The organism is Pseudomonas hamedanensis (assembly GCF_014268595.2).
Taxonomy (GTDB): Bacteria; Pseudomonadota; Gammaproteobacteria; order Pseudomonadales; family Pseudomonadaceae; genus Aquipseudomonas; species Aquipseudomonas hamedanensis.
The window spans coordinates 3079128-3098472 of record NZ_CP077091.1; the positions used below are offsets into that span (position 1 = coordinate 3079128).

A 19345-nucleotide genomic window follows, 5' to 3' on the forward strand; every position below is an offset into this window, starting at 1 on the left:
AAAGGAGCTTCACCCATGAAACTGAGCAGCACCGCGATACTGGCCCTGGCCATCAGCAGCATCACCGCCACGGCTTATGCGGAAACCCAAAGCCAGGCGTTCACCCCGGTAACCGTTAACGAGAAGAGCGCCCAGGCTGACGCCACCGGTTTCCTCGAAGGGCAATCGATCAGCGGTTCGACCCGTAACTGGTACGCCAACGAACAACTCAAGCGTGGCGGCAAGTTCGCTTATCGCAAGAACGGCCAGTCCACCGAAACCGATCGCCGTATCAACTGGGTTCAAGGCACGATCATCAAGTACAACTCGGGCTTCACCGAAGGTACTGTCGGTTTCAGCACCGAAGTGGCGGCTTACAACGCGATCGCGCTGGAGCGTGACCGCGAAAACCTCGCCGCCAACAACGGCGGTGCTCCGGGCACTCGTCCAGGCGCAGGCAACAACCGGACCCTGACCCGTGAAGGCGGTGACGCAGTAGGCCAGTGGAGCAAACTGGGCCTGGCCAACGTCAAGGCGCGCATTTCCAACACCACACTGACCGCCGGCCGCATGAACTTCAGCAGCCCGCAGGTCGATGTGATCGGTAACCGTCCACTGCCATCGAGCTTCGAAGGTATTGCGATCCACAGCGAAGAGCTGAACAACCTGGCGTTCGACGTCGCCACCTTCGACCGCGTTTCGCCACGTACCGAAGAAAGCCTGAGCAAGTTCCGCTCCGAATACGGCGACATCAATGCCGAAGCCGATCACGTCAACACTGCCGGTATTTCCTACCAGCCGTTCGCCAGCCTGACGACCAGCCTGTGGGGCACCCAGGCCGAAGACCTGTGGAACCAATACTACTTCGGCGCCACCCATGTGCTGGGCGACAGCTCGGTGCTGAGCCTGACCACCGGCCTGAACTACTACAAAACCGTCGACGAAGGCAAAAAGCTGCTGGGCGACATCGACAACGACACTTACTCGCTGTCGTTCGGCCTGACGCATCAGGCGCACACCGTGACCTTCTCCTACCAGGAAGTGAACGGTAACGAGTACTTCGACTACTTGCACGAAACCAACGGTATCTACCTGGCCAACTCCCTGCTCTCGGACTTCAACGGCCCGAACGAGAAATCCTTCCAGGTGTCCTACGGCCTCAACATGGCCGAGTACGGCGTGCCAGGCCTGAAATTCAACATCTACCAGGCGCGCGGCTGGGGCATCGACGGCACTCACTACAAGGGTGGCGGCTACGATGGCGTGCAGGCAATGGACGGCGAGCACCACTATGAATACGGCGTGGGTGCAACCTACGCGGTACAGAGCGGCCCGCTCAAGGCCACGACCATTCGCGGCACCTACACCGCTCACCGTGCCAGCGAAAACCAGGCTGACGGCAGCATCAACGAGTTCCGTCTCGTGACCACCATCCCGTTCAACATTCTGTAAAAACGCCAACCGGCGGCTGACTCATGATGAGTCGGCCGTTCGGTTTTTTGTCTTCAACCGATTGCAGAGGGTTATCGATGAAAATGCTTCCCCTACGTGCGGCCATCGCGGCTGCGTTGCTGAGCGCCGCCATGGGCGTCTCGGCCAAACCCTTGGTGGTCTGCACCGAAGCCAGTCCGGAAGGCTTCGACGTGGTCCAGTACACAACTGCAGTCACCGCCGACGCGGCGGCCGAGACCGTGTTCAACCGTCTGGTCGACTTCAAGCCAGGCACCACCGACGTGGTACCTGCGCTGGCCGAGTCCTGGGAAATCAGCGATGACGGTCTGACCTACACGTTCCACCTGCGCAAAGGCGTCAAGTTTCACACCACCGATTATTTCAAGCCGACCCGCGAGATGAACGCCGACGACGTGCTCTGGAGCTTCCAGCGTCAACTGGACCCCAATCACCCGTGGCACAAACTGTCGAGCGTGGGCTTCCCGTACTTTGAAAGCATGGGCTTCAAGGAACTGCTGAAAAACGTGGAAAAGGTTGACGACTACACCGTCAAATTCACCCTGACCCGTCGCGAAGCGCCATTCCTGGCCGACGTCGCCATGCCGTTCACCGCGATCTATCCGGCCGAGTACGCCGACCAGTTGCTCAAGGCCAACAAGACCGGCGACCTCAACAACAAACCGATCGGCACCGGCCCGTTTGTCTTCCAGCGCTACGCCAAGGATGCGCAAGTGCGTTTCAAGGCCAACCCGGACTATTTCCGTGGCAAGCCACCGGCCGATGCGCTGATTCTGGCCATCGCCACCGACAACAACGTGCGCCTGCAGAAGCTCAAGGCCAACGAATGCCAGATCGCGCTGTATCCCAAGCCCGATGACATTCCGAGCATCAAGAAAGACAGCAAGTTGAAAGTCGACGAGCTGGACGCGATGACCGTGTCGTACATCGCCATGAACACTCAGCACAAGTACATGAGCGACGTGCGCGTGCGTAAGGCCATCGACATCGCGTTCGACAAGGAAGCCTATGTCAACGCGTTGTTTGGCAAAGGCAACGCTTCGGTGGCGGTCAACCCCTACCCGCCGACCTTGCTGGGCTACAACCACGACCTGAAAAACCCGCCACGCGACCTCGACAAGGCTCGCGCCTTGCTCAAGGAAGCCGGGGTTCCGGAAGGCACCACGTTCACCCTGTTCACCCGTAACGGCGGCGGCCCGACCAACCCCAACCCGATGCTCGGTGCGCAGATGATGCAGGCTGACCTGGCGAAAGTCGGGATCAAGATCGACATCCGCGTGATGGAATGGGGCGAGATGCTTAAACGCGCCAAGGCCGGCGAACACGATATGGTCTCGGCCGGATGGGCCGGCGACAATGGCGACCCGGATAACTTCCTGACGCCTATGCTCAGTTGCGAGGCCGCCAAGAACGGCGAAAACTACGCGCGCTGGTGCAACGAGAAATTCCAGGCACTGCTGGATGAAGCACGGGCTAAAGTAGATCCGGCCGAACGCGCCGCACTCTACGAACAGGCCCAGGTGCTGTTTAATCAGGATCAGCCATGGATCAGCATGGCCCATACTCGGATGTTTACCGCAATGCGCAATAACGTAGAGGGTTATTACATCAGCCCTCTCACCACTAATAACTTCGCCACCACCCAGGTGAAGTAGATAAGAAACGCGCGGTGGCCCTGACCCCAGGGCCACCGCGTACGCCTAACCGGCTGATGAGGTACCACACAAGATGTTTAGTTTTATTGCCCGCCGACTGGGGTTGTTGATCCCCACGTTCTTCGGCATCACCTTGCTGACTTTCGCGTTGATTCGCATGATTCCTGGCGACCCCGTGGAAGTGATGATGGGCGAACGTCGGGTCGACCCCGAAATGCACGCTCAGGCAATGGAACGCCTGGGACTGAACAAGCCGTTGTATGCCCAGTATCTGGATTACATCGGCAAACTGGCTCAGGGCGACCTCGGCGAATCCCTGCGCACCCGTGAAAGCGTGTGGACCGAGTTCACCTCCCTCTTCCCGGCGACCCTGGAACTGTCCATGGCCGCCCTGCTGTTCGCCGGCATTCTGGGCCTTCTGGCCGGGGTGATTGCGGCACTCAAGCGAGGCTCGCTGTTCGATCACGGGGTGATGGGCATCTCCCTGGCGGGCTATTCGATGCCGATTTTCTGGTGGGGCCTGATCCTCATCATGTTCTTCTCGGTAAGCCTGGGCTGGACCCCGGTTTCCGGCCGGATCGACCTGCTCTACGACATCGAGCCACGCACCGGTTTCATGCTGATCGACACGCTGCTGGCCGATGACACCGGCGCGTTCTTCGATGCGCTGCATCACCTGATCCTGCCGGCCATCGTGCTCGGCACCATTCCGCTGGCGGTGATCGCGCGGATGACCCGCTCGTCGATGCTCGAAGTGCTGCGCGAGGACTACATCCGCACCGCCAAGGCCAAAGGCCTGTCGCCATCGCGCGTGGTCTTCGTACACGGTCTGCGTAACGCGCTGATTCCGGTGCTGACCGTGGTCGGCCTGCAAGTCGGCACATTGCTGGCCGGTGCGGTCCTGACCGAAACCATCTTCTCCTGGCCCGGCATCGGCAAATGGCTGATCGAAGCCATCGGCGCCCGGGACTATCCGGTGGTGCAAAACGGCATTCTGTTAATCGCCTGCCTGGTGATTCTGGTCAACTTCGTGGTGGACATCCTCTACGGCTTTGCCAACCCACGCATCCGTCATCAGCGCTGAGGTCAATACCCATGAGCACTCCAACTTCCTCAGTAGCCACCGCCACGTCCGCCGTGGATCAAAGCCTGCTGTACCCGTCGCCGTACAAAGAATTCTGGCAAGCGTTCTCCAAGAACAAGGGCGCAGTGGCCGGCCTGCTGTTTATGCTGCTGATCGTCTTCTGCGCGATTTTCGCGCCGTGGGTCGCGCCGCATAACCCGAGCGAGCAATACCGTGACTTCCTGCTGACGCCGCCGGCGTGGCTTGAAGGCGGGCAGATGCAGTTCCTGCTCGGCACCGATGAACTGGGCCGCGATCTGCTGTCGCGTCTGATCCAGGGTTCGCGCCTGTCGCTGCTGATCGGCTTGTCGTCGGTGGTGATGTCGCTGATCCCGGGGATCCTGCTGGGTCTGTTCGCCGGTTTCTTTCCGAAGATGATCGGCCCGACCATCATGCGTCTGATGGACATCATGTTGGCCCTGCCGTCGCTGCTGCTGGCAGTGGCGATCGTCGCCATCCTCGGCCCTGGCCTGATCAACACCGTGATCGCGATTGCCGTGGTTTCGCTACCGTCCTATGTGCGCCTGACCCGTGCCGCCGTCATGGGCGAACTGAACCGCGACTACGTCACCGCCGCGCGTCTGGCTGGTGCCGGCCTGCCACGTTTGATGTTCATCACCGTGCTGCCCAACTGCATGGCGCCGCTGATCGTGCAGGCGACCCTGAGCTTCTCTTCGGCGATTCTCGATGCCGCGGCTCTGGGCTTTCTCGGCCTCGGCGTACAACCGCCAACCCCTGAGTGGGGCACCATGCTGGCCTCGGCCCGCGACTACATCGAACGCGCCTGGTGGGTGGTAAGTCTGCCTGGTTTGACCATTTTGCTCAGCGTGCTGGCAATCAACTTGATGGGCGACGGCCTGCGCGATGCGCTGGACCCGAAACTCAAGAACGCCGCCTGAGGAGATTCACATGTCACTGTTGGAAATCAAGAATCTCAACGTTCGCTTCGGCGACAAAACCGCTACGCCGGTCGTCGACGGTCTCGACCTCAAAGTCGACAAGGGTGAAGTGCTGGCCATCGTTGGCGAGTCGGGTTCGGGTAAATCCGTAACCATGATGGCGCTGATGGGCCTGATCGAGCATCCCGGCATCGTCACCGCCGACTCGCTCAGCTTCGACGGTAAGGACATGCTCAAACTGAGCAATCGCCAGCGTCGGCAAATCGTCGGCAAAGACCTGTCGATGGTTTTCCAGGACCCGATGACCGCGCTGAACCCGAGCTACACCGTCGGTTTCCAGATCGAGGAAGTGCTGCGCCTGCACCTGAAAATGTCCGGCAAGCAAGCGCGCAAGCGTGCGATCGAACTGCTGGAAAAAGTTGAAATCCCGGGCGCTGCCAGCCGTATGGAGGCCTACCCGCATCAACTTTCTGGTGGCATGAGCCAACGTGTTGCGATCGCCATGGCGATTGCCGGCGAACCGAAACTGCTGATCGCCGACGAACCGACCACGGCACTCGACGTGACGATTCAGGCGCAGATCATGGACCTGCTGCTGGCGTTGCAGAAAGAGCAGAACATGGGTCTGGTGCTGATCACTCACGACCTCGCCGTCGTCGCGGAAACCGCCCAGCGCGTGTGCGTCATGTACGCCGGCCAGGCGGTTGAAGTCGGCCAGGTGCCGCAACTGTTCGACATCCCGGCGCACCCGTACAGCGAAGCGCTGCTCAAGGCCATTCCCGAACACAGCCTTGGCGCCTCACGTCTGGCGACCTTGCCGGGCATCGTCCCGGGCCGCTACGACCGTCCGCAGGGCTGCCTGCTGTCGCCGCGCTGCCCGTACGTGCAAGACAATTGCCGTACCCAGCGTCCGGGCCTCGATCCGAAAAGCAACAGCCTCGCGCGCTGCTTCTACCCGCTGAACCAGGAGGTGGCGTAATGGCCGTCGTACTTACCGCCCGCGACCTGACCCGTCACTACGAAGTCTCCCGTGGCCTGTTCAAGGGCCACGCGACCGTGCGTGCGCTCAACGGCGTGTCGTTCGAACTGGAAGCTGGCAAGACCCTCGCCGTTGTAGGTGAGTCGGGCTGCGGCAAATCCACCCTCGCCCGTGCGCTGACGCTGATCGAAGAGCCGTCGTCCGGTTCGCTGCAGATCGCCGGCCAGGAAGTCGCCGGCGCCGACAAGGCCCAACGCAAGCAACTGCGCAAAGACGTGCAGATGGTGTTTCAGAGTCCGTACGCCTCGTTGAACCCTCGGCAGAAAGTCGGTGATCAACTGGCCGAGCCGCTGTTGATCAACACCAAGCTGTCGGCCACTGAACGTCGCGAGAAAGTCCAGGCGATGATGAAGCAGGTCGGCTTGCGTCCCGAGCATTACCAGCGTTATCCGCACATGTTTTCCGGCGGCCAACGCCAGCGTATCGCCCTGGCCCGCGCGATGATGCTGCAACCGAAAGTGCTGGTGGCGGACGAACCGACCTCGGCACTGGACGTGTCGATTCAGGCGCAGGTGCTCAACCTGTTCATGGATCTGCAGCAGGAGTTCAACACCGCGTACGTGTTCATCTCGCACAACCTCGCGGTGGTGCAGCACGTCGCCGATGACGTGATGGTGATGTACCTCGGCCGCCCGGTAGAACTGGGGCCGAAAAACGCCATCTATGAGCGCCCGCTGCATCCTTACACCCAGGCGCTGCTGTCGGCGACCCCGACCATTCACCCGGACCCGAACAAGCCGAAAATCAAAATCGTCGGCGAACTGCCCAACCCGATGAACCCGCCACCGGGCTGCGCCTTCCACAAACGCTGCCCGTATGCGACCGAGCGTTGCAGCACGGAAGAGCCGTTGCTGCGCGAGCTGGATAATCGGCAAGTGGCTTGCCACTACGCCGAGCAATTTCTCGACGGCGCGGCGTAAGCAAACCCTCAGGCGTACGCAAAACCCACTGTAGGAGTGAGCCTGCTCGCGATAGCGGTCATTCAGTCAACATTTTCAGCGACTGACACACCGCCATCGCGAGCAGGCTCACTCCTACAGGGGATTTGAGTTGATTCAGGGATTCATGCTTCAACCAGAACCCCTTCCACCTCGATTGCGCATCAGTCGGGGCAGAAGGGGTTTTCTTTCGCCGGTTATCTACGTCTGGCTATCGCCCTCTTCATCCGTGTCCGGCTCATCAGTAGTCGAGTCGTCATCATCGGCACTGCCACCCTGCCCCTGATTCCCAGGCTCCGATTCGGACTTGGCGAGCATCAGACCGCTGTGCCCGACCTGCCCATTAAACGCCTGCGAATCATGATCCTCGCACTCGGCCCAGGCCGTCGCGGTGCCGAGGGACAGCATCACCATTACTTTCAACAGCATCAAAACCCGTAGCAATCTGCTTTTCATGGCCCACTCCATCCTGTTGCGCTATGACATGCTTGCCGGACTGGCTTCGCATGAAATCTAGTTGCGAACCGTCCGACTCACCACTTAGGACGCGAACGAGCAGGCAGAAATGCCATCGATGGACAGACTGCTTTCGAATAACGCCAATAACCGAAACAGCTAAGTGCCACGCGTGGCCTGCCAGGTCAGCGGGATGGAGATCAGCACCAACAGCGCACTCATCAGCCAGACACTGTGCCCGCCAAACTGACCATAGAGCTGACCGCTGAGCACCGGCGACAACAGCGCGCTGGCGCTCCAACTCATGAAGAACAACCCGAAGTACTGACCACTCTTGCCGCTCTGGGCAAACTGCATCGCCAGCACGTTCAATGGCGGCATGAACAACGCTTCGCCCAGCGTCCAGATCAGCGTCGACAAACAGACGAAAGCCAACCCGGAACCGAACGGCAACATGCCCAGCCCACAGGCCAACAGCACACTGCCGACGAGCATCTGCCAACGCGAGCCCCAGCGCTCGACCGAATGCGAGAGCGGGATCTGCAACGCGATCACCAGCAGCGCATTGAGCCCGAACTGCCAGCCGATCGCTTCGGTGCTCAAGTGGTAGTAATCACGCAGATAATTGCCCAGCGTGCTATAGACCGTGTCGAAAGCGATGCCCAATACGGCCGTCGCCGCCAGCAGCCAGAGAAATGGCTTGTCGCGATACGGCACGCTTGAGCCATCGGCAGATTTTTCTTCAAGCACCAGCACTGGCCGCCGCCAAGTCGTACGCACAAACCACAGCAACGCCAGCATCGTCATCGCCGCACTGCCGAAAAACACCCAGCGAAAATCCGCCTGCGCCAACACCCCACCCGCCACCCCGGCAGCCGCCATGCCCAGGTTGCGCGCGACCCGGCTCAGCGCCTGCGCTCGGGAACGTTGCGCGACCTCGCAATATTCCATGATCAAGCGTTGATGCAGCGTACGAATCGCCCCGTCGATAACACCGCTGAGCAACAACAGACCGCCGAGCCAGGGCACTTTCGTGACCAGCCCCAACAGCGTCAACACCCACACCGAAACGAAAAACAACCCCGCCGTCAGCCGCGCCGTGCGCACATGATCACTGAGCCAGCCGCCGAGCATCGAACCGACCAGCAACCCTGCGCCGTAGGCCGAGAGCAACCAGCCAACCGTCTCGATCGCCAGCCCCAACTCCTGGCGCAGGTACAACGCCATGAACAGCTTGACCATCGCGCTGAGGCGATTGATGAACAACAGCGCGGCGAGGACCCAGGCCATTGGGGCGAAATAGACTTTGAGGCGTAGCAGGTGATTCAGTCGGCTTGTCACTCCATTGACCTCTTCAAACGACTTGCGGGGAATGAACACTAACGGTCAGCATGCCAGTTGTCGTACCCAAGCACACCAAACCACAAAAAAAGGATTCGCCCTACAACCGCTGGAGCTGCCGCAGGCTGCGAACTATTGACTTTGCTTTTCAAAATCGCGGTATTCAACAGCCGAGTCGGATTGAGTTGCATCAAACAGAAATCGTAGGTCGCAAACCGCCTTCGCGAGCAGGCTCACTCCTACAATTTGAATCGAATACATCTGTGGGAAACGGGTCGGCTGTCAGGCCGCCTTCGCGAGCAGGCTCGCTCCCACAATTTGGATCGAGTACATCGGCTGGAAATAGGTCGACTGTCAGGTCGCCATCGCTGGCAAGCCAGCTCCCACAGGGACAGGGTGAATCTTGCAGAGACAGATTGGCTATGAGGACGTCATCGCGAGCAGGCTCACTCCTACAATGGGATTGAGTACAACTCCAAAATCAGGTCGGCTGTCAGGCCGTCATCGCGAGCAGGCTCACTCCCACAGAAAAGCAAAGCAGCCCAGCTGCCCGCGGCGAAGCCGCCCCACTCAACAATGAGCGTTAGCTCGAGTACCGCTCTTGATCTTGATCCACGGGCGACTTCGGAAGGCTGAGCGGAGGGATTGATCCGGGCGTGGGAGCGCAGCGACCGTCTGGCGCAGCCAGACACAGCGAAAGGAGGTGCAGCGAAGCAAACCGGAGACGCTGCGCCCGGATCGATCCCGCAGCGAAGGAACCCGAGCCTGCGAGGGCCGAACGCAGGAGCAAAGCCTTTTGGTTCCTTTTTGGCGTTTGAAAAAGGGACTCGCTGTAAGAGCGAAACCGCCAGCGGCAGCACCCGCAGCAACGGATATCCCCCCCAATCAACCCAAAGCCTGGTCGGCCCAGAGGCCGCCAAGACCAAAAACAGCGGCCCATAAAAAAAGCCCCCAAGGCCTACACCTCAGGGGCTCTCAGAAAAACAACTCAAACCTTAATGATGCTCCCGCGTCGCACGGAATTTCACATCCGGCCAGCGCTCTTCCATCAACGCCAGATTCACCCGCGTCGGCGCCAGATAGGTCAAATGCCCCCCGCCATCCAGCGCCAGGTTCTCCACCGCCTTGTTGGAAAACTCCTCAAGCTTCTTCTTGTCGCTGCACTCGATCCAACGCGCGGAATACACAGTGATTGGCTCATACGAGCACTCAACCTTGTATTCCTCTTTCAAACGACTGGCGACCACATCGAACTGCAGCACACCGACGGCGCCGAGAATGATGTCGTTGCTGCGCTCCGGGAAGAACACCTGCGTCGCGCCCTCTTCGGCCAACTGCTGCAGACCCTGACGCAGTTGCTTGGACTTCAGCGGATCACGCAAACGCACGCGACGGAACAGTTCCGGGGCGAAGTGCGGGATGCCGGTGAAACTCAGCGCTTCGCCTTCGCTGAAGGTGTCACCGATCTGAATGGTGCCGTGGTTGTGCAAGCCGATAATGTCGCCGGCAAAGGCTTCTTCCAGCTGTTCACGTTCGGACGAGAAGAACGTCAGGGCATCGCCGATGCGCACGTCCTTGCCGGTGCGCACGTGGCGCATCTTCATGCCTTTCTCGTACTTGCCGGAGCAGATACGCATGAAGGCGATGCGGTCGCGGTGTTTCGGGTCCATGTTCGCCTGGATCTTGAAGATGAAGCCCGAGAACTTCTCTTCCACCGGCTCGACGGTGCGCTCGTTGGCGACCCGGGCCAATGGGCGCGGAGCCCAATCCACCACGGCGTCGAGCACATGGTCGACACCGAAGTTGCCCAGTGCGGTACCGAAGAACACCGGGGTCAGTTGACCGTCGAGGAATTCCTGTTGGTTGAACTCGTGGCAGGCGCCTTGCACCAGTTCCAGCTGTTCGATAAAGCGATCGTACTCGTCGCCCAGGTGCGCACGCGCCTCGTCGGAGTCGAGCTTCTCGATGATCTTGGTTTCGGTGCGTTCGTGACCGTGACCGGCGGTGTAGACGATGATGTAGTCATCGGCCAGGTGGTACACACCCTTGAAGTCACGGTAGCAACCAATCGGCCAGGTGATCGGCGCGGCCTTGATCTTCAGGACGGCTTCGATTTCGTCGAGCAGTTCGATCGGGTCGCGGATGTCACGGTCGAGCTTGTTGATGAAACTGACGATCGGCGTGTCGCGCAGTCGGCAGACGTCCATCAGCGCAATGGTCCGTGGCTCTACACCTTTACCGCCGTCGAGCACCATCAAGGCCGAGTCCACCGCCGTCAGGGTGCGGTAGGTGTCTTCGGAGAAGTCTTCGTGGCCCGGGGTGTCGAGCAGGTTGATCATGTGTTCGCGGTAGGGGAACTGCATGACCGACGTGGTAATGGAAATACCCCGCTGCTTCTCCATCTCCATCCAGTCGGAGGTCGCGTGGCGATCGGATTTACGGGATTTCACCGTACCGGCCACTGCAATCGCCTTGCCCATCAACAGGAGCTTTTCGGTGATCGTGGTTTTACCGGCATCGGGGTGGGAAATAATGGCGAAAGTGCGGCGTTTCGCGACTTCGGCGGCCTGTTGGGTCATGGGAAATCGCCTGGCGGTGATTCAAAAAAGGGCCGCGATTATAGCCCAACTCGCTGCAATAACCGAACCGTTGAGCACATTAAGGGTGGCCAAATGCTGCCGCAGATGGGAACCTTTTAAAGCACGGAGACGTCCATCCCCTGTTACGAACTTTCGTCAGGGGCTGAAAAATCAGCAAGTTAGCCTGACGAGGCTGCGCTCATGGCTCGCTTTCACGCCGCTTGGCCGGTGCTGAAAAACGGCTACTTTTCGCGAATGACTTTCCCGGCAGCCAAGGCTTGGCTTGCCACTCGGGACTGCGCTCGCCGACTACAAAAAAGGAGTCCGCCTGTGGCTATCCGCTATGGCAAAGGGCTGATGGGAGGTGCGGTGGTGATCGCGCTCCTGGCCCTGCTGGTCCACTGGATCGGCGTCAACACGATCGAACACTACCGCGACGATTTGTTGTTTTACCTGCAAGCTCATCTGATTCTCGTCCTCGCTTCCATGCTGGCCGCCCTTGTCGTGGGCCTCCCCGCCGGCATCTTCCTCAGCCGCCCGACCATGGTCGGCCGCGCCGAACGCTTCATGCAGATCTTCAATATCGGCAACACCGTGCCACCGCTGGCCGTGCTCGCGATCGCGCTGGGCATTCTCGGCATCGGCAGTGGTCCGGCGATTTTCGCCCTGTTCCTCGCCTCCCTGCTGCCGATTGTGCGCAACACCTACGAAGGGCTGAAAAATGTCCAGGGATCGCTGAAAGAAGCGGCCGTCGGCATCGGCATGACCCCGCGTCAGGTGCTGTGGAAAGTCGAATTGCCCAACGCCGTGCCGATCATCGTCGGCGGCGTGCGCGTGGCCCTGGCAATCAACGTCGGCACCGCACCGCTGGCGTTCCTGATTGGCGCCAACAGCCTTGGCAGCCTGATCTTCCCCGGCATCGCCCTGAACAATCAGCCGCAACTGCTGCTCGGCGCCGCGTGCACCGCGCTGCTGGCCCTGCTGCTCGATGGCGTGGTCACCCTCGCCAGCCGTCTCTGGCTGGAACGCGGTTTGCGCCCGTCTTAAGGCTTTGCGAAGGAATATTTATGAAACGACTTAGCTTGATCTTAGGCTGCGTCTTGCTGTTCGCAGGAATCGCGCAAGCCGCTGAAAAACCGCTCATTCGCCTCGGCGCCCGGGTGTTCACCGAACAGACCCTGCTCGCCGAAATCACCGCGCAGTACCTGCGCAGCAAAGGCTACGACGCGCAGATCACAGGCGGTCTGGGCAGTAACCTCGCCCGCAGCGCCCACGAAAGCGGGCAACTGGACCTGCTCTGGGAATACACCGGCGTGTCGCTGGTGGCCTATAACCATGTCACCGAGAAACTCGACAGCGCGCAGTCCTACGCCCGGGTCAAAGAACTCGACGCGAAAAAAGGCCTGATCTGGCTGACCCCGTCGAAGTTCAGCAACACCTACGCCCTCGCCCTGCCGAAAAAAGTCGCTGAGCAATATCCGCAGATCGGCAACATCAGCCAGCTCAACCAAGTGCTGCGCGCCGAGGCCAAGACCAATCACCTGGTGGCGCTGGACACCGAGTTCGCCAACCGCTCCGACGGTCTGATCGGCATGGTTGATCTCTACGACATGAACCTGACCCGCAAGAACATCCGCCAGATGGACGCCGGCCTGGTCTACACCGCGCTGCGTAACGGCCAGGTGTTTGCCGGCCTGGTCTACACCACCGACGGTCGTCTCAATGCCTTCGGTCTGAAGTTGCTGGAAGACGACAAGCACTACTTCCCCGACTACACCGCAGCTCCCGTGGTGCGTCAGGCCACGCTGGACGCCAACCCGAAACTGGCCGAACAACTGAAGCCGCTGGCCGAACTGTTCGACGACGAAACCATGCGCCAGCTCAACGCGCGGGTCGATGTCGATCATGAAAGCCCATCGTCCGTTGCCGCCGATTTCCTGCGCCAGCACCCACTGAATTAAGAGAGGAGAAGTCATGGAATTCCTGAACGCCTTTTCCCATCTCGACTGGCAGCAGGTGATGCACCTGACCTGGCAGCACATCACGCTAGTCGGCATCGCCGTGACCCTGGCAATTCTTGTCGGCGTGCCACTGGGTATTTTGATGACGCGGTTCCCGACGCTTGCCGGGCCGCTGCAAGCGAGCGCCACGGTGCTGCTGACCGTACCGTCGATTGCGTTGTTCGGCCTGCTGCTGCCGTTCTATTCGAAATTCGGCCAGGGCCTGGGCCCGATGCCGGCGATCACGGCGGTGTTCCTTTATTCGCTGCTGCCAATCATGCGCAACACCTACCTCGCCCTGACCGGCGTCGAGCCGGGCATCCGTGAAGCCGCACGCGGCATCGGCATGACCTTCGGCCAGCGCTTGCGCATGGTCGAACTGCCGATTGCCGTGCCGGTGATCCTCGCCGGCGTGCGCACCGCCGTGGTGATGAACATCGGCGTGATGACCATTGCCGCCACCATCGGTGCCGGCGGCCTCGGTGTGTTGATCCTCGCCTCCATCAGCCGCAGTGACATGTCGATGCTCATCGTCGGCGCGCTGCTGGTCAGTCTTCTGGCGATCTTCGCCGACCTGTTTCTCCAATGGCTGCAACGCTCGTTGACTCCAAAAGGACTCCTTAAATGATCGAACTTCAAAACCTCAGCAAAACTTTCCAAAGCAACGGCAAAGATGTCAAAGCCGTGGACTCGGTAAGCCTGACCGTCAATGAAGGCGAGATCTGCGTGTTCCTCGGGCCATCAGGTTGCGGCAAAAGCACCACGCTGAAAATGATCAACCGCCTGATCAAACCGACCTCGGGCAAGATCCTGATCAACGGCGAAGACACCACCGATCTCGACGAAGTGACCCTGCGCCGCAACATTGGCTACGTGATCCAGCAAATTGGTCTGTTCCCGAACATGACGATCGAAGAGAACATCGTCGTCGTGCCGAAACTGCTCGGCTGGGACAAACAGAAATGCCACGACCGCGCCCGCGAGCTGATGAGCATGATCAAGCTGGAACCCAAGCAGTATCTGCATCGCTACCCGCGTGAACTGTCCGGTGGTCAGCAACAGCGTATCGGAGTGATCCGCGCCCTGGCGGCCGACGCCCCGCTGCTGCTGATGGACGAGCCGTTCGGCGCCGTCGACCCGATCAACCGCGAGATGATCCAGAACGAGTTTTTCGAGATGCAGCGGGCGCTGAACAAGACGGTGATCATGGTCAGCCACGACATCGACGAGGCCATCAAACTGGGCGACAAGATCGCGATTTTCCGCGCCGGCAAACTGCTGCAGATTGATCATCCCGACACCCTGCTCGCGCATCCGGCAGACGACTTCGTCAGCAACTTCGTCGGTCAGGACAGCACGCTCAAGCGCCTTCTGCTGGTGAAGGCAGAAGACGCGGCGGACAACGCGCCGTCGGTCAGCCCGGAAACGCCGGTTGCCGATGCGCTGGAGTTGATGGACGAGCACGACCGCCGCTATGTCGTCGTCACTTGCGCCGAGAACAAGGCGCTGGGTTACGTGCGCCGTCGCGACCTGCACCGCCAGACCGGCACCTGCGCGCAATTCCTGCGCGAGTTCAACGCTACGGCGGCGTACGACGAGCACCTGCGCATCCTGTTGTCGCGCATGTATGAGTTCAACCGTTCCTGGCTGCCGGTGATGGATGCCGAGCGGGTGTTCCTTGGCGAGGTGACGCAGGAGTCGATTGCGGCTTACCTGAGCTCGGGGCGTTCGCGGGGGATGAAAACCAATATCGTCTCGCCGGCTGAGACTGTGGTCGCGTAACCCATTATTGCCGGATTGAAATGCAATCCCCTGTAGGAGTGAGCCTGCTCGCGATGGCGTAATCCCGGCCGACGGATATGTTGGCTGGGAAAAAGCTATCGCGAGCAGGCTCACTCCTACAAGGATCGGTGCGAAATTTTGATATTCACAAGGTGGCAAAGAATCTCAACAATCAAACCCGTAAAAGCCGTAAAGATTCACGCCTTGATCCTTCCAAAATCCCCTGCGCCACCCTCTCTCGCTGCCAACGTCGCCGATGTTGTAGTTATCACACTTACCAGCAACTTGGCTGACAAAAGCCCTGAACGTGCAGGCATATTTAACACCGGCAAATTCCCCGGGAACATCTGTCCGTCATCTCGGTCGGCTACAAAGAGTGATATCCGCGACGCACGTCAGAAGCGTGCAGAAACGCGACATTTTTAGTTGATCTCAGGCCCCTCACGCCCTAAAGTTCGCGCCGAACGTCCATGCTGGAAACGATCCATCCGGCTCAAGTACTGACGACGAGACAGCAAGGCCAAGGGAAGCTTCATTCCCGTGGCCTTTTTGCTTTCGGCGACATGCCTTGGGAAGTAGGCGAACCAAAGTGGGGATACGGAGGGCGTTCATTTGCACCCATTGTTTTTTAGAGTTTGCCCATAGGAGCTCCCAGCATGTCGATCAACGTCGAAGATTATTTCGCGCGCGCCACTTTTGACAAAATGAAGGCGTTCGCCGACAAACAGGAAACCCCGTTCGTGGTGATCGACACCGCGATGATCGCCCAGGCCTACGATGACCTGCGCGCCGGTTTCGAATTCGCCAAGGTCTACTACGCGGTGAAGGCCAACCCGGCCGTCGAGATCATCGACCTGCTCAAAGACAAAGGTTCGAGCTTCGACATCGCCTCGATCTACGAGCTGGACAAAGTGATGGATCGCGGCGTCAGCGCTGACCGTATCAGCTACGGCAACACCATCAAGAAATCCAAGGACATCCGCTACTTCTACGAGAAGGGCGTGCGTCTGTTCTCCACCGACTCCGAAGCCGACCTGCGTAACATCGCCAAGGCGGCACCGGGTTCGAAAGTTTACGTGCGCATCCTTACCGAAGGCTCGACCACCGCTGACTGGCCGCTGTCGCGCAAGTTCGGCTGCCAGACCGACATGGCCATGGACCTGCTGATCCTCGCCCGCGACCTGGGCCTGGTGCCGTACGGCATCTCGTTCCACGTCGGCTCGCAACAGCGCGACATCAGCGTCTGGGACGCGGCGATCGCCAAGGTCAAAGTGATCTTCGAGCGCTTGAAAGAAGAAGACGGCATCCACCTGAAGCTGATCAACATGGGCGGTGGCTTCCCGGCCAACTACATCACCCGCACCAACAGCCTGGAAACCTATGCCGAAGAAATCATCCGTTTCCTCAAAGAAGACTTCGGAGATGACCTGCCGGAGATCATTCTGGAGCCGGGCCGTTCGCTGATCGCCAACGCCGGTATTCTGGTCAGCGAAGTGGTGCTGGTTGCGCGCAAATCGCGTACCGCCGTCGAGCGCTGGGTTTATACCGATGTGGGCAAGTTCTCCGGCCTGATCGAAACCATGGACGAAGCGATCAAGTTTCCGATCTGGACCGAAAAGAAAGGCGAGATGGAAGAAGTCGTGATCGCCGGCCCGACCTGCGACAGCGCCGACATCATGTACGAGAACTACAAGTACGGCTTGCCGCTGAACCTGGCGATCGGTGATCGTCTGTACTGGTTGTCGACCGGTGCGTATACCACCAGTTACAGCGCTGTTGAGTTCAATGGGTTTCCGCCGTTGAAATCATATTACGTATAATAGTGGTTAAAAACGGAGAACCCGTGCCCAGGCACGGGTTTTTTTATTTAGAGACTGGAATCCCGCCCCCCCACCAACAGCCCGTTACACAGAAAAACTATACCCACCCCATAAAACAGCTCTAACCTGCAAACTCAAGCACACTTAAAAAGGAGTTTAACGTGCAAACGAGCTCAAGCAAGTTAGTAACAAAAAATGATATTAAAAAAATCAAGGACTACATTTCGACCGCGCATTCCCTACCCCGCACGATCGCGGATGTAGAAACGCAGTTAAAGGCAAAAAATACCGGCATTGTCGGGCTTGAGCCATTTGATATTGTCGAACTGAACCATAAGATCATCAACAACGCGAGCTCGTGGAATGATATCGAATACTCCATGAAGCGCGTCGGTGGCAGCCTCGCAACATTCTCGGAGGACTTGGAAAACTTTGGACAGGAAATCATCGACGCCATCTCGACCATGCCCGGTTACCTGAATTACCTCGGTACCATCAACACGCTCACCGAGGATGAAATAAACAGTCTGCCGCCACTGGAAATAGGCAAGGCAGAGAAAAACAGATTTGGCTCCATCCAGGAGTCGCTGGTGTTTATCGCCGATTCTATTGATGAGAAGAAGCTGAACAGTCAGGACGTGATAACGCGCCTGCAGTACTTCAAGGCCGAACTCAACAATACCGTCGCTCCAGGCATCGGCAGCAAGATGAAACTGGCTAACAATAACGAGATCAATCGACAGATCACCGATTTGAACCTGGCCATTGATAACGCTCAAGCGCGCCTCGATGAGAAGATTCGAGAGGCCGAACCAAATTTCTTCCAGCACTTCCTGGCTTTTATGAGCCCCTACCCGAAGGGTGCTTATCTGGCCTTTGAAATATTCGAGATCAAGAATATTGCTCCATTGCGCGAGCAACGGGACCAACTGATAGAACAGGTTAAACAAAAAGACATTCTCGCCGGTACTCTTCTGCAGTTGCACACCGACCTTGACAGTCTCTTAATCTATGTCGACGGCGCTGTCCAGAGCGCTTCGCAACTTGAAACAGTCTGGGCATCAATCTCCGAATATATCAACGCTTCAAAAAACAAAGTAATGGGGATGCATGACTTCCTCACGCTGAGAAGCTTCGTTTCAAGCTTGCGTGTTGTCTTGAAAAACTGGAAGACCATCCAGACCCATTCGAATGCTTTGATCGCTGCGTTCGACTGACTCATACAAAACAATAAAAGGATATTCCTATGGAACTTGCAAGTTATCTGCTCCCCGATCTAGCCATTGTTCACAACAGCCGTGAAGCCATCCGATATCAGGCAATTGTTGGCTCCGCCAATCTGTACATCAGAGCTTTGGGCAACGAACTGGTCGGACTCAATGCAGCGATTGGCCACGCAGACCAACTGGCCGCCAATGCCATTAGCAGCGCCATCATTGCACTGGAAACCGGCGAGTTGCGCGAGAACCTGCAAGCGCTGACAGCGTTGAAGGCGCGTCAAACAGACACCCAGACCCTGAATGCCATAAAGGTTTACTCGACAATCTCCAGTCAACTGATGGACCTGTGCACTGACCAGGTTTCGCAATTGCACGAAAAACTTGAAGACGGCGTCTACAACGTCCAGAGCGCAACCATCAGTAACAATCGCTTCAGGCTGGCTGAGCTTGCCGATGCCAGAGTCGGCCTGGAACAACAACTCATTGCCGAGCAGAAGCCCCTCGTCGAAATGAACGCCGGTTTGACCGTGCTGAACAACGCGATCGCTGAATTCGAGAAGCTGACAATCATCGACCGCCTCAAACCACTGCTGGATCAACTGAAAACGTTGGCTGGCAACAAACCGGCAACGCCTCAAAGCGCCGCAATGGAGGCGGGTATTATTGTTGCCAGCAAGTTTCTGGACGAGGCCAATGAGCTGATCAAATACCAGAGCCTGACCGAGGCCCGGAACATCGTTCAAACCCGCATCGCGCAGCGCGAAGAACGCTTATCGGCTTTGACCAGCCAGCTACGTGAGAACGACAGCAGAACACTGCAACTGAACGACACGCAAAAAGTCATTCCCCACCGACAGGCCTATATCGGTGAAACCAACAAACTGATCGACGCGCTGTATGGCTTTCTCGATACGGTTATGTATGCGCCCCGCCATGACGTTGAGGCCCGCGGCGAGCTCATGCTCAAAAACAGCCAGACACTGCGCAGCTACATGAACAAGCTTCAGGGACGCTGGTTACGCGGCTGACCGCTAACTGTTGCCC

Annotated in this window: 16 protein-coding genes; 13 read left to right on the forward strand and 3 right to left on the reverse strand. The window is 58.7% G+C overall.

Annotated features, from left to right (window positions below):
- Positions 1 to 15 precede the first annotated feature (15 nt).
- The 6 genes from HU739_RS13410 to HU739_RS13435 all read left to right on the forward strand — a co-directional run bounded on the left by HU739_RS13410 (position 16) and on the right by HU739_RS13435 (position 7085).
- Positions 16 to 1431, forward strand: a complete 1416-nt coding sequence (locus HU739_RS13410; RefSeq protein ID WP_186547293.1) for an OprD family porin — start codon at positions 16 to 18, stop codon at positions 1429 to 1431.
- A gap of 77 nt (positions 1432 to 1508) precedes the next feature.
- Positions 1509 to 3104 carry an ABC transporter substrate-binding protein gene (locus HU739_RS13415; protein ID WP_186547294.1) on the forward strand — a complete coding sequence of 532 codons (1596 nt, stop codon included), beginning with the start codon at positions 1509 to 1511 and terminating at the stop codon, positions 3102 to 3104.
- Positions 3105 to 3177: 73 nt separating this feature from the next.
- Positions 3178 to 4188 (forward strand): ABC transporter permease subunit, encoded by a 1011-nt coding sequence (locus HU739_RS13420; RefSeq protein WP_186547295.1) that lies wholly within the window; start codon positions 3178 to 3180, stop codon positions 4186 to 4188.
- A gap of 11 nt (positions 4189 to 4199) precedes the next feature.
- A complete protein-coding gene (locus HU739_RS13425; protein ID WP_186547296.1) occupies positions 4200 to 5126 on the forward strand; it encodes an ABC transporter permease subunit in 927 nt (308 codons plus the stop codon).
- A gap of 10 nt (positions 5127 to 5136) precedes the next feature.
- Entirely contained in the window at positions 5137 to 6105 is a 969-nt protein-coding gene (locus HU739_RS13430; protein ID WP_186547297.1) for an ABC transporter ATP-binding protein, read from the forward strand.
- Positions 6105 to 7085 carry a peptide ABC transporter ATP-binding protein gene (locus HU739_RS13435; RefSeq protein ID WP_186547298.1) on the forward strand — a complete coding sequence of 327 codons (981 nt, stop codon included), beginning with the start codon at positions 6105 to 6107 and terminating at the stop codon, positions 7083 to 7085. The genes HU739_RS13430 and HU739_RS13435 overlap by 1 nt, the downstream gene beginning before the upstream one ends.
- A 219-nt stretch (positions 7086 to 7304) precedes the next feature.
- On the opposite strand, the gene HU739_RS13440 is transcribed toward HU739_RS13435, so the two are convergent.
- The 3 genes from HU739_RS13440 to HU739_RS13450 form a co-directional block, all read right to left on the reverse strand.
- Entirely contained in the window at positions 7305 to 7559 is a 255-nt protein-coding gene (locus HU739_RS13440) for a hypothetical protein (RefSeq protein WP_186547299.1), read from the reverse strand.
- 159 nt (positions 7560 to 7718) lie between these two features.
- The gene (locus tag HU739_RS13445) at positions 7719 to 8900 is read right to left on the reverse strand and encodes an MFS transporter (RefSeq protein WP_186547300.1); all 1182 of its coding nucleotides are present in this window, start codon (positions 8898 to 8900) and stop codon (positions 7719 to 7721) included.
- Positions 8901 to 9895: 995 nt separating this feature from the next.
- Entirely contained in the window at positions 9896 to 11479 is a 1584-nt protein-coding gene (locus HU739_RS13450; protein ID WP_186547301.1) for a peptide chain release factor 3, read from the reverse strand.
- 357 nt (positions 11480 to 11836) lie between these two features.
- Here HU739_RS13450 and HU739_RS13455 point away from each other — a divergent pair, with 357 nt between their 5' ends.
- The 7 genes from HU739_RS13455 (at position 11837) to HU739_RS13485 (ending at position 19329) form a co-directional block, all read left to right on the forward strand.
- Positions 11837 to 12526: an ABC transporter permease gene (locus HU739_RS13455; protein WP_186547380.1), complete on the forward strand. Its 690-nt coding sequence runs from the start codon at positions 11837 to 11839 to the stop codon at positions 12524 to 12526.
- 20 nt (positions 12527 to 12546) lie between these two features.
- Complete coding sequence (locus HU739_RS13460) at positions 12547 to 13440, forward strand: glycine betaine ABC transporter substrate-binding protein (RefSeq protein ID WP_186547302.1); 894 nt, start codon at positions 12547 to 12549, stop codon at positions 13438 to 13440.
- Between the two features lie 13 nt (positions 13441 to 13453).
- A complete protein-coding gene (locus HU739_RS13465) occupies positions 13454 to 14107 on the forward strand; it encodes an ABC transporter permease (protein WP_186533644.1) in 654 nt (217 codons plus the stop codon).
- Entirely contained in the window at positions 14104 to 15261 is a 1158-nt protein-coding gene (locus HU739_RS13470) for an osmoprotectant ABC transporter ATP-binding protein OsmV (protein ID WP_186547303.1), read from the forward strand. The genes HU739_RS13465 and HU739_RS13470 overlap by 4 nt, the downstream gene beginning before the upstream one ends.
- Before the next feature lie 656 nt (positions 15262 to 15917).
- Complete coding sequence (locus HU739_RS13475) at positions 15918 to 17081, forward strand: type III PLP-dependent enzyme (RefSeq protein WP_186547304.1); 1164 nt, start codon at positions 15918 to 15920, stop codon at positions 17079 to 17081.
- A 161-nt stretch (positions 17082 to 17242) separates the two neighbouring features.
- Positions 17243 to 18298 carry an alpha-xenorhabdolysin family binary toxin subunit A gene (locus tag HU739_RS13480; RefSeq protein ID WP_186547305.1) on the forward strand — a complete coding sequence of 352 codons (1056 nt, stop codon included), beginning with the start codon at positions 17243 to 17245 and terminating at the stop codon, positions 18296 to 18298.
- A gap of 29 nt (positions 18299 to 18327) precedes the next feature.
- Positions 18328 to 19329, forward strand: coding sequence for an alpha-xenorhabdolysin family binary toxin subunit B (locus HU739_RS13485; protein ID WP_217844288.1), 1002 nt, complete (start codon positions 18328 to 18330; stop codon positions 19327 to 19329).
- The last annotated feature ends 16 nt before the right edge of the window (positions 19330 to 19345 follow it).

Coding starts and splice junctions, on each gene's coding strand:
- HU739_RS13465 (WP_186533644.1), top strand. CDS start 13,454: ATGGAATTCCTGAACGCCTTTTCCCATCTCGACTGGCAGCAGGTGATG.
- HU739_RS13460 (WP_186547302.1), top strand. CDS start 12,547: ATGAAACGACTTAGCTTGATCTTAGGCTGCGTCTTGCTGTTCGCAGGA.
- HU739_RS13455 (WP_186547380.1), top strand. CDS start 11,837: ATGGGAGGTGCGGTGGTGATCGCGCTCCTGGCCCTGCTGGTCCACTGG.
- HU739_RS13425 (WP_186547296.1), top strand. CDS start 4,200: ATGAGCACTCCAACTTCCTCAGTAGCCACCGCCACGTCCGCCGTGGAT.
- HU739_RS13475 (WP_186547304.1), top strand. CDS start 15,918: ATGTCGATCAACGTCGAAGATTATTTCGCGCGCGCCACTTTTGACAAA.
- HU739_RS13420 (WP_186547295.1), top strand. CDS start 3,178: ATGTTTAGTTTTATTGCCCGCCGACTGGGGTTGTTGATCCCCACGTTC.
- HU739_RS13410 (WP_186547293.1), top strand. CDS start 16: ATGAAACTGAGCAGCACCGCGATACTGGCCCTGGCCATCAGCAGCATC.
- HU739_RS13450 (WP_186547301.1), bottom strand. CDS start 11,479: ATGACCCAACAGGCCGCCGAAGTCGCGAAACGCCGCACTTTCGCCATT.
- HU739_RS13415 (WP_186547294.1), top strand. CDS start 1,509: ATGAAAATGCTTCCCCTACGTGCGGCCATCGCGGCTGCGTTGCTGAGC.
- HU739_RS13470 (WP_186547303.1), top strand. CDS start 14,104: ATGATCGAACTTCAAAACCTCAGCAAAACTTTCCAAAGCAACGGCAAA.
- HU739_RS13485 (WP_217844288.1), top strand. CDS start 18,328: ATGGAACTTGCAAGTTATCTGCTCCCCGATCTAGCCATTGTTCACAAC.
- HU739_RS13435 (WP_186547298.1), top strand. CDS start 6,105: ATGGCCGTCGTACTTACCGCCCGCGACCTGACCCGTCACTACGAAGTC.
- HU739_RS13440 (WP_186547299.1), bottom strand. CDS start 7,559: ATGAAAAGCAGATTGCTACGGGTTTTGATGCTGTTGAAAGTAATGGTG.
- HU739_RS13430 (WP_186547297.1), top strand. CDS start 5,137: ATGTCACTGTTGGAAATCAAGAATCTCAACGTTCGCTTCGGCGACAAA.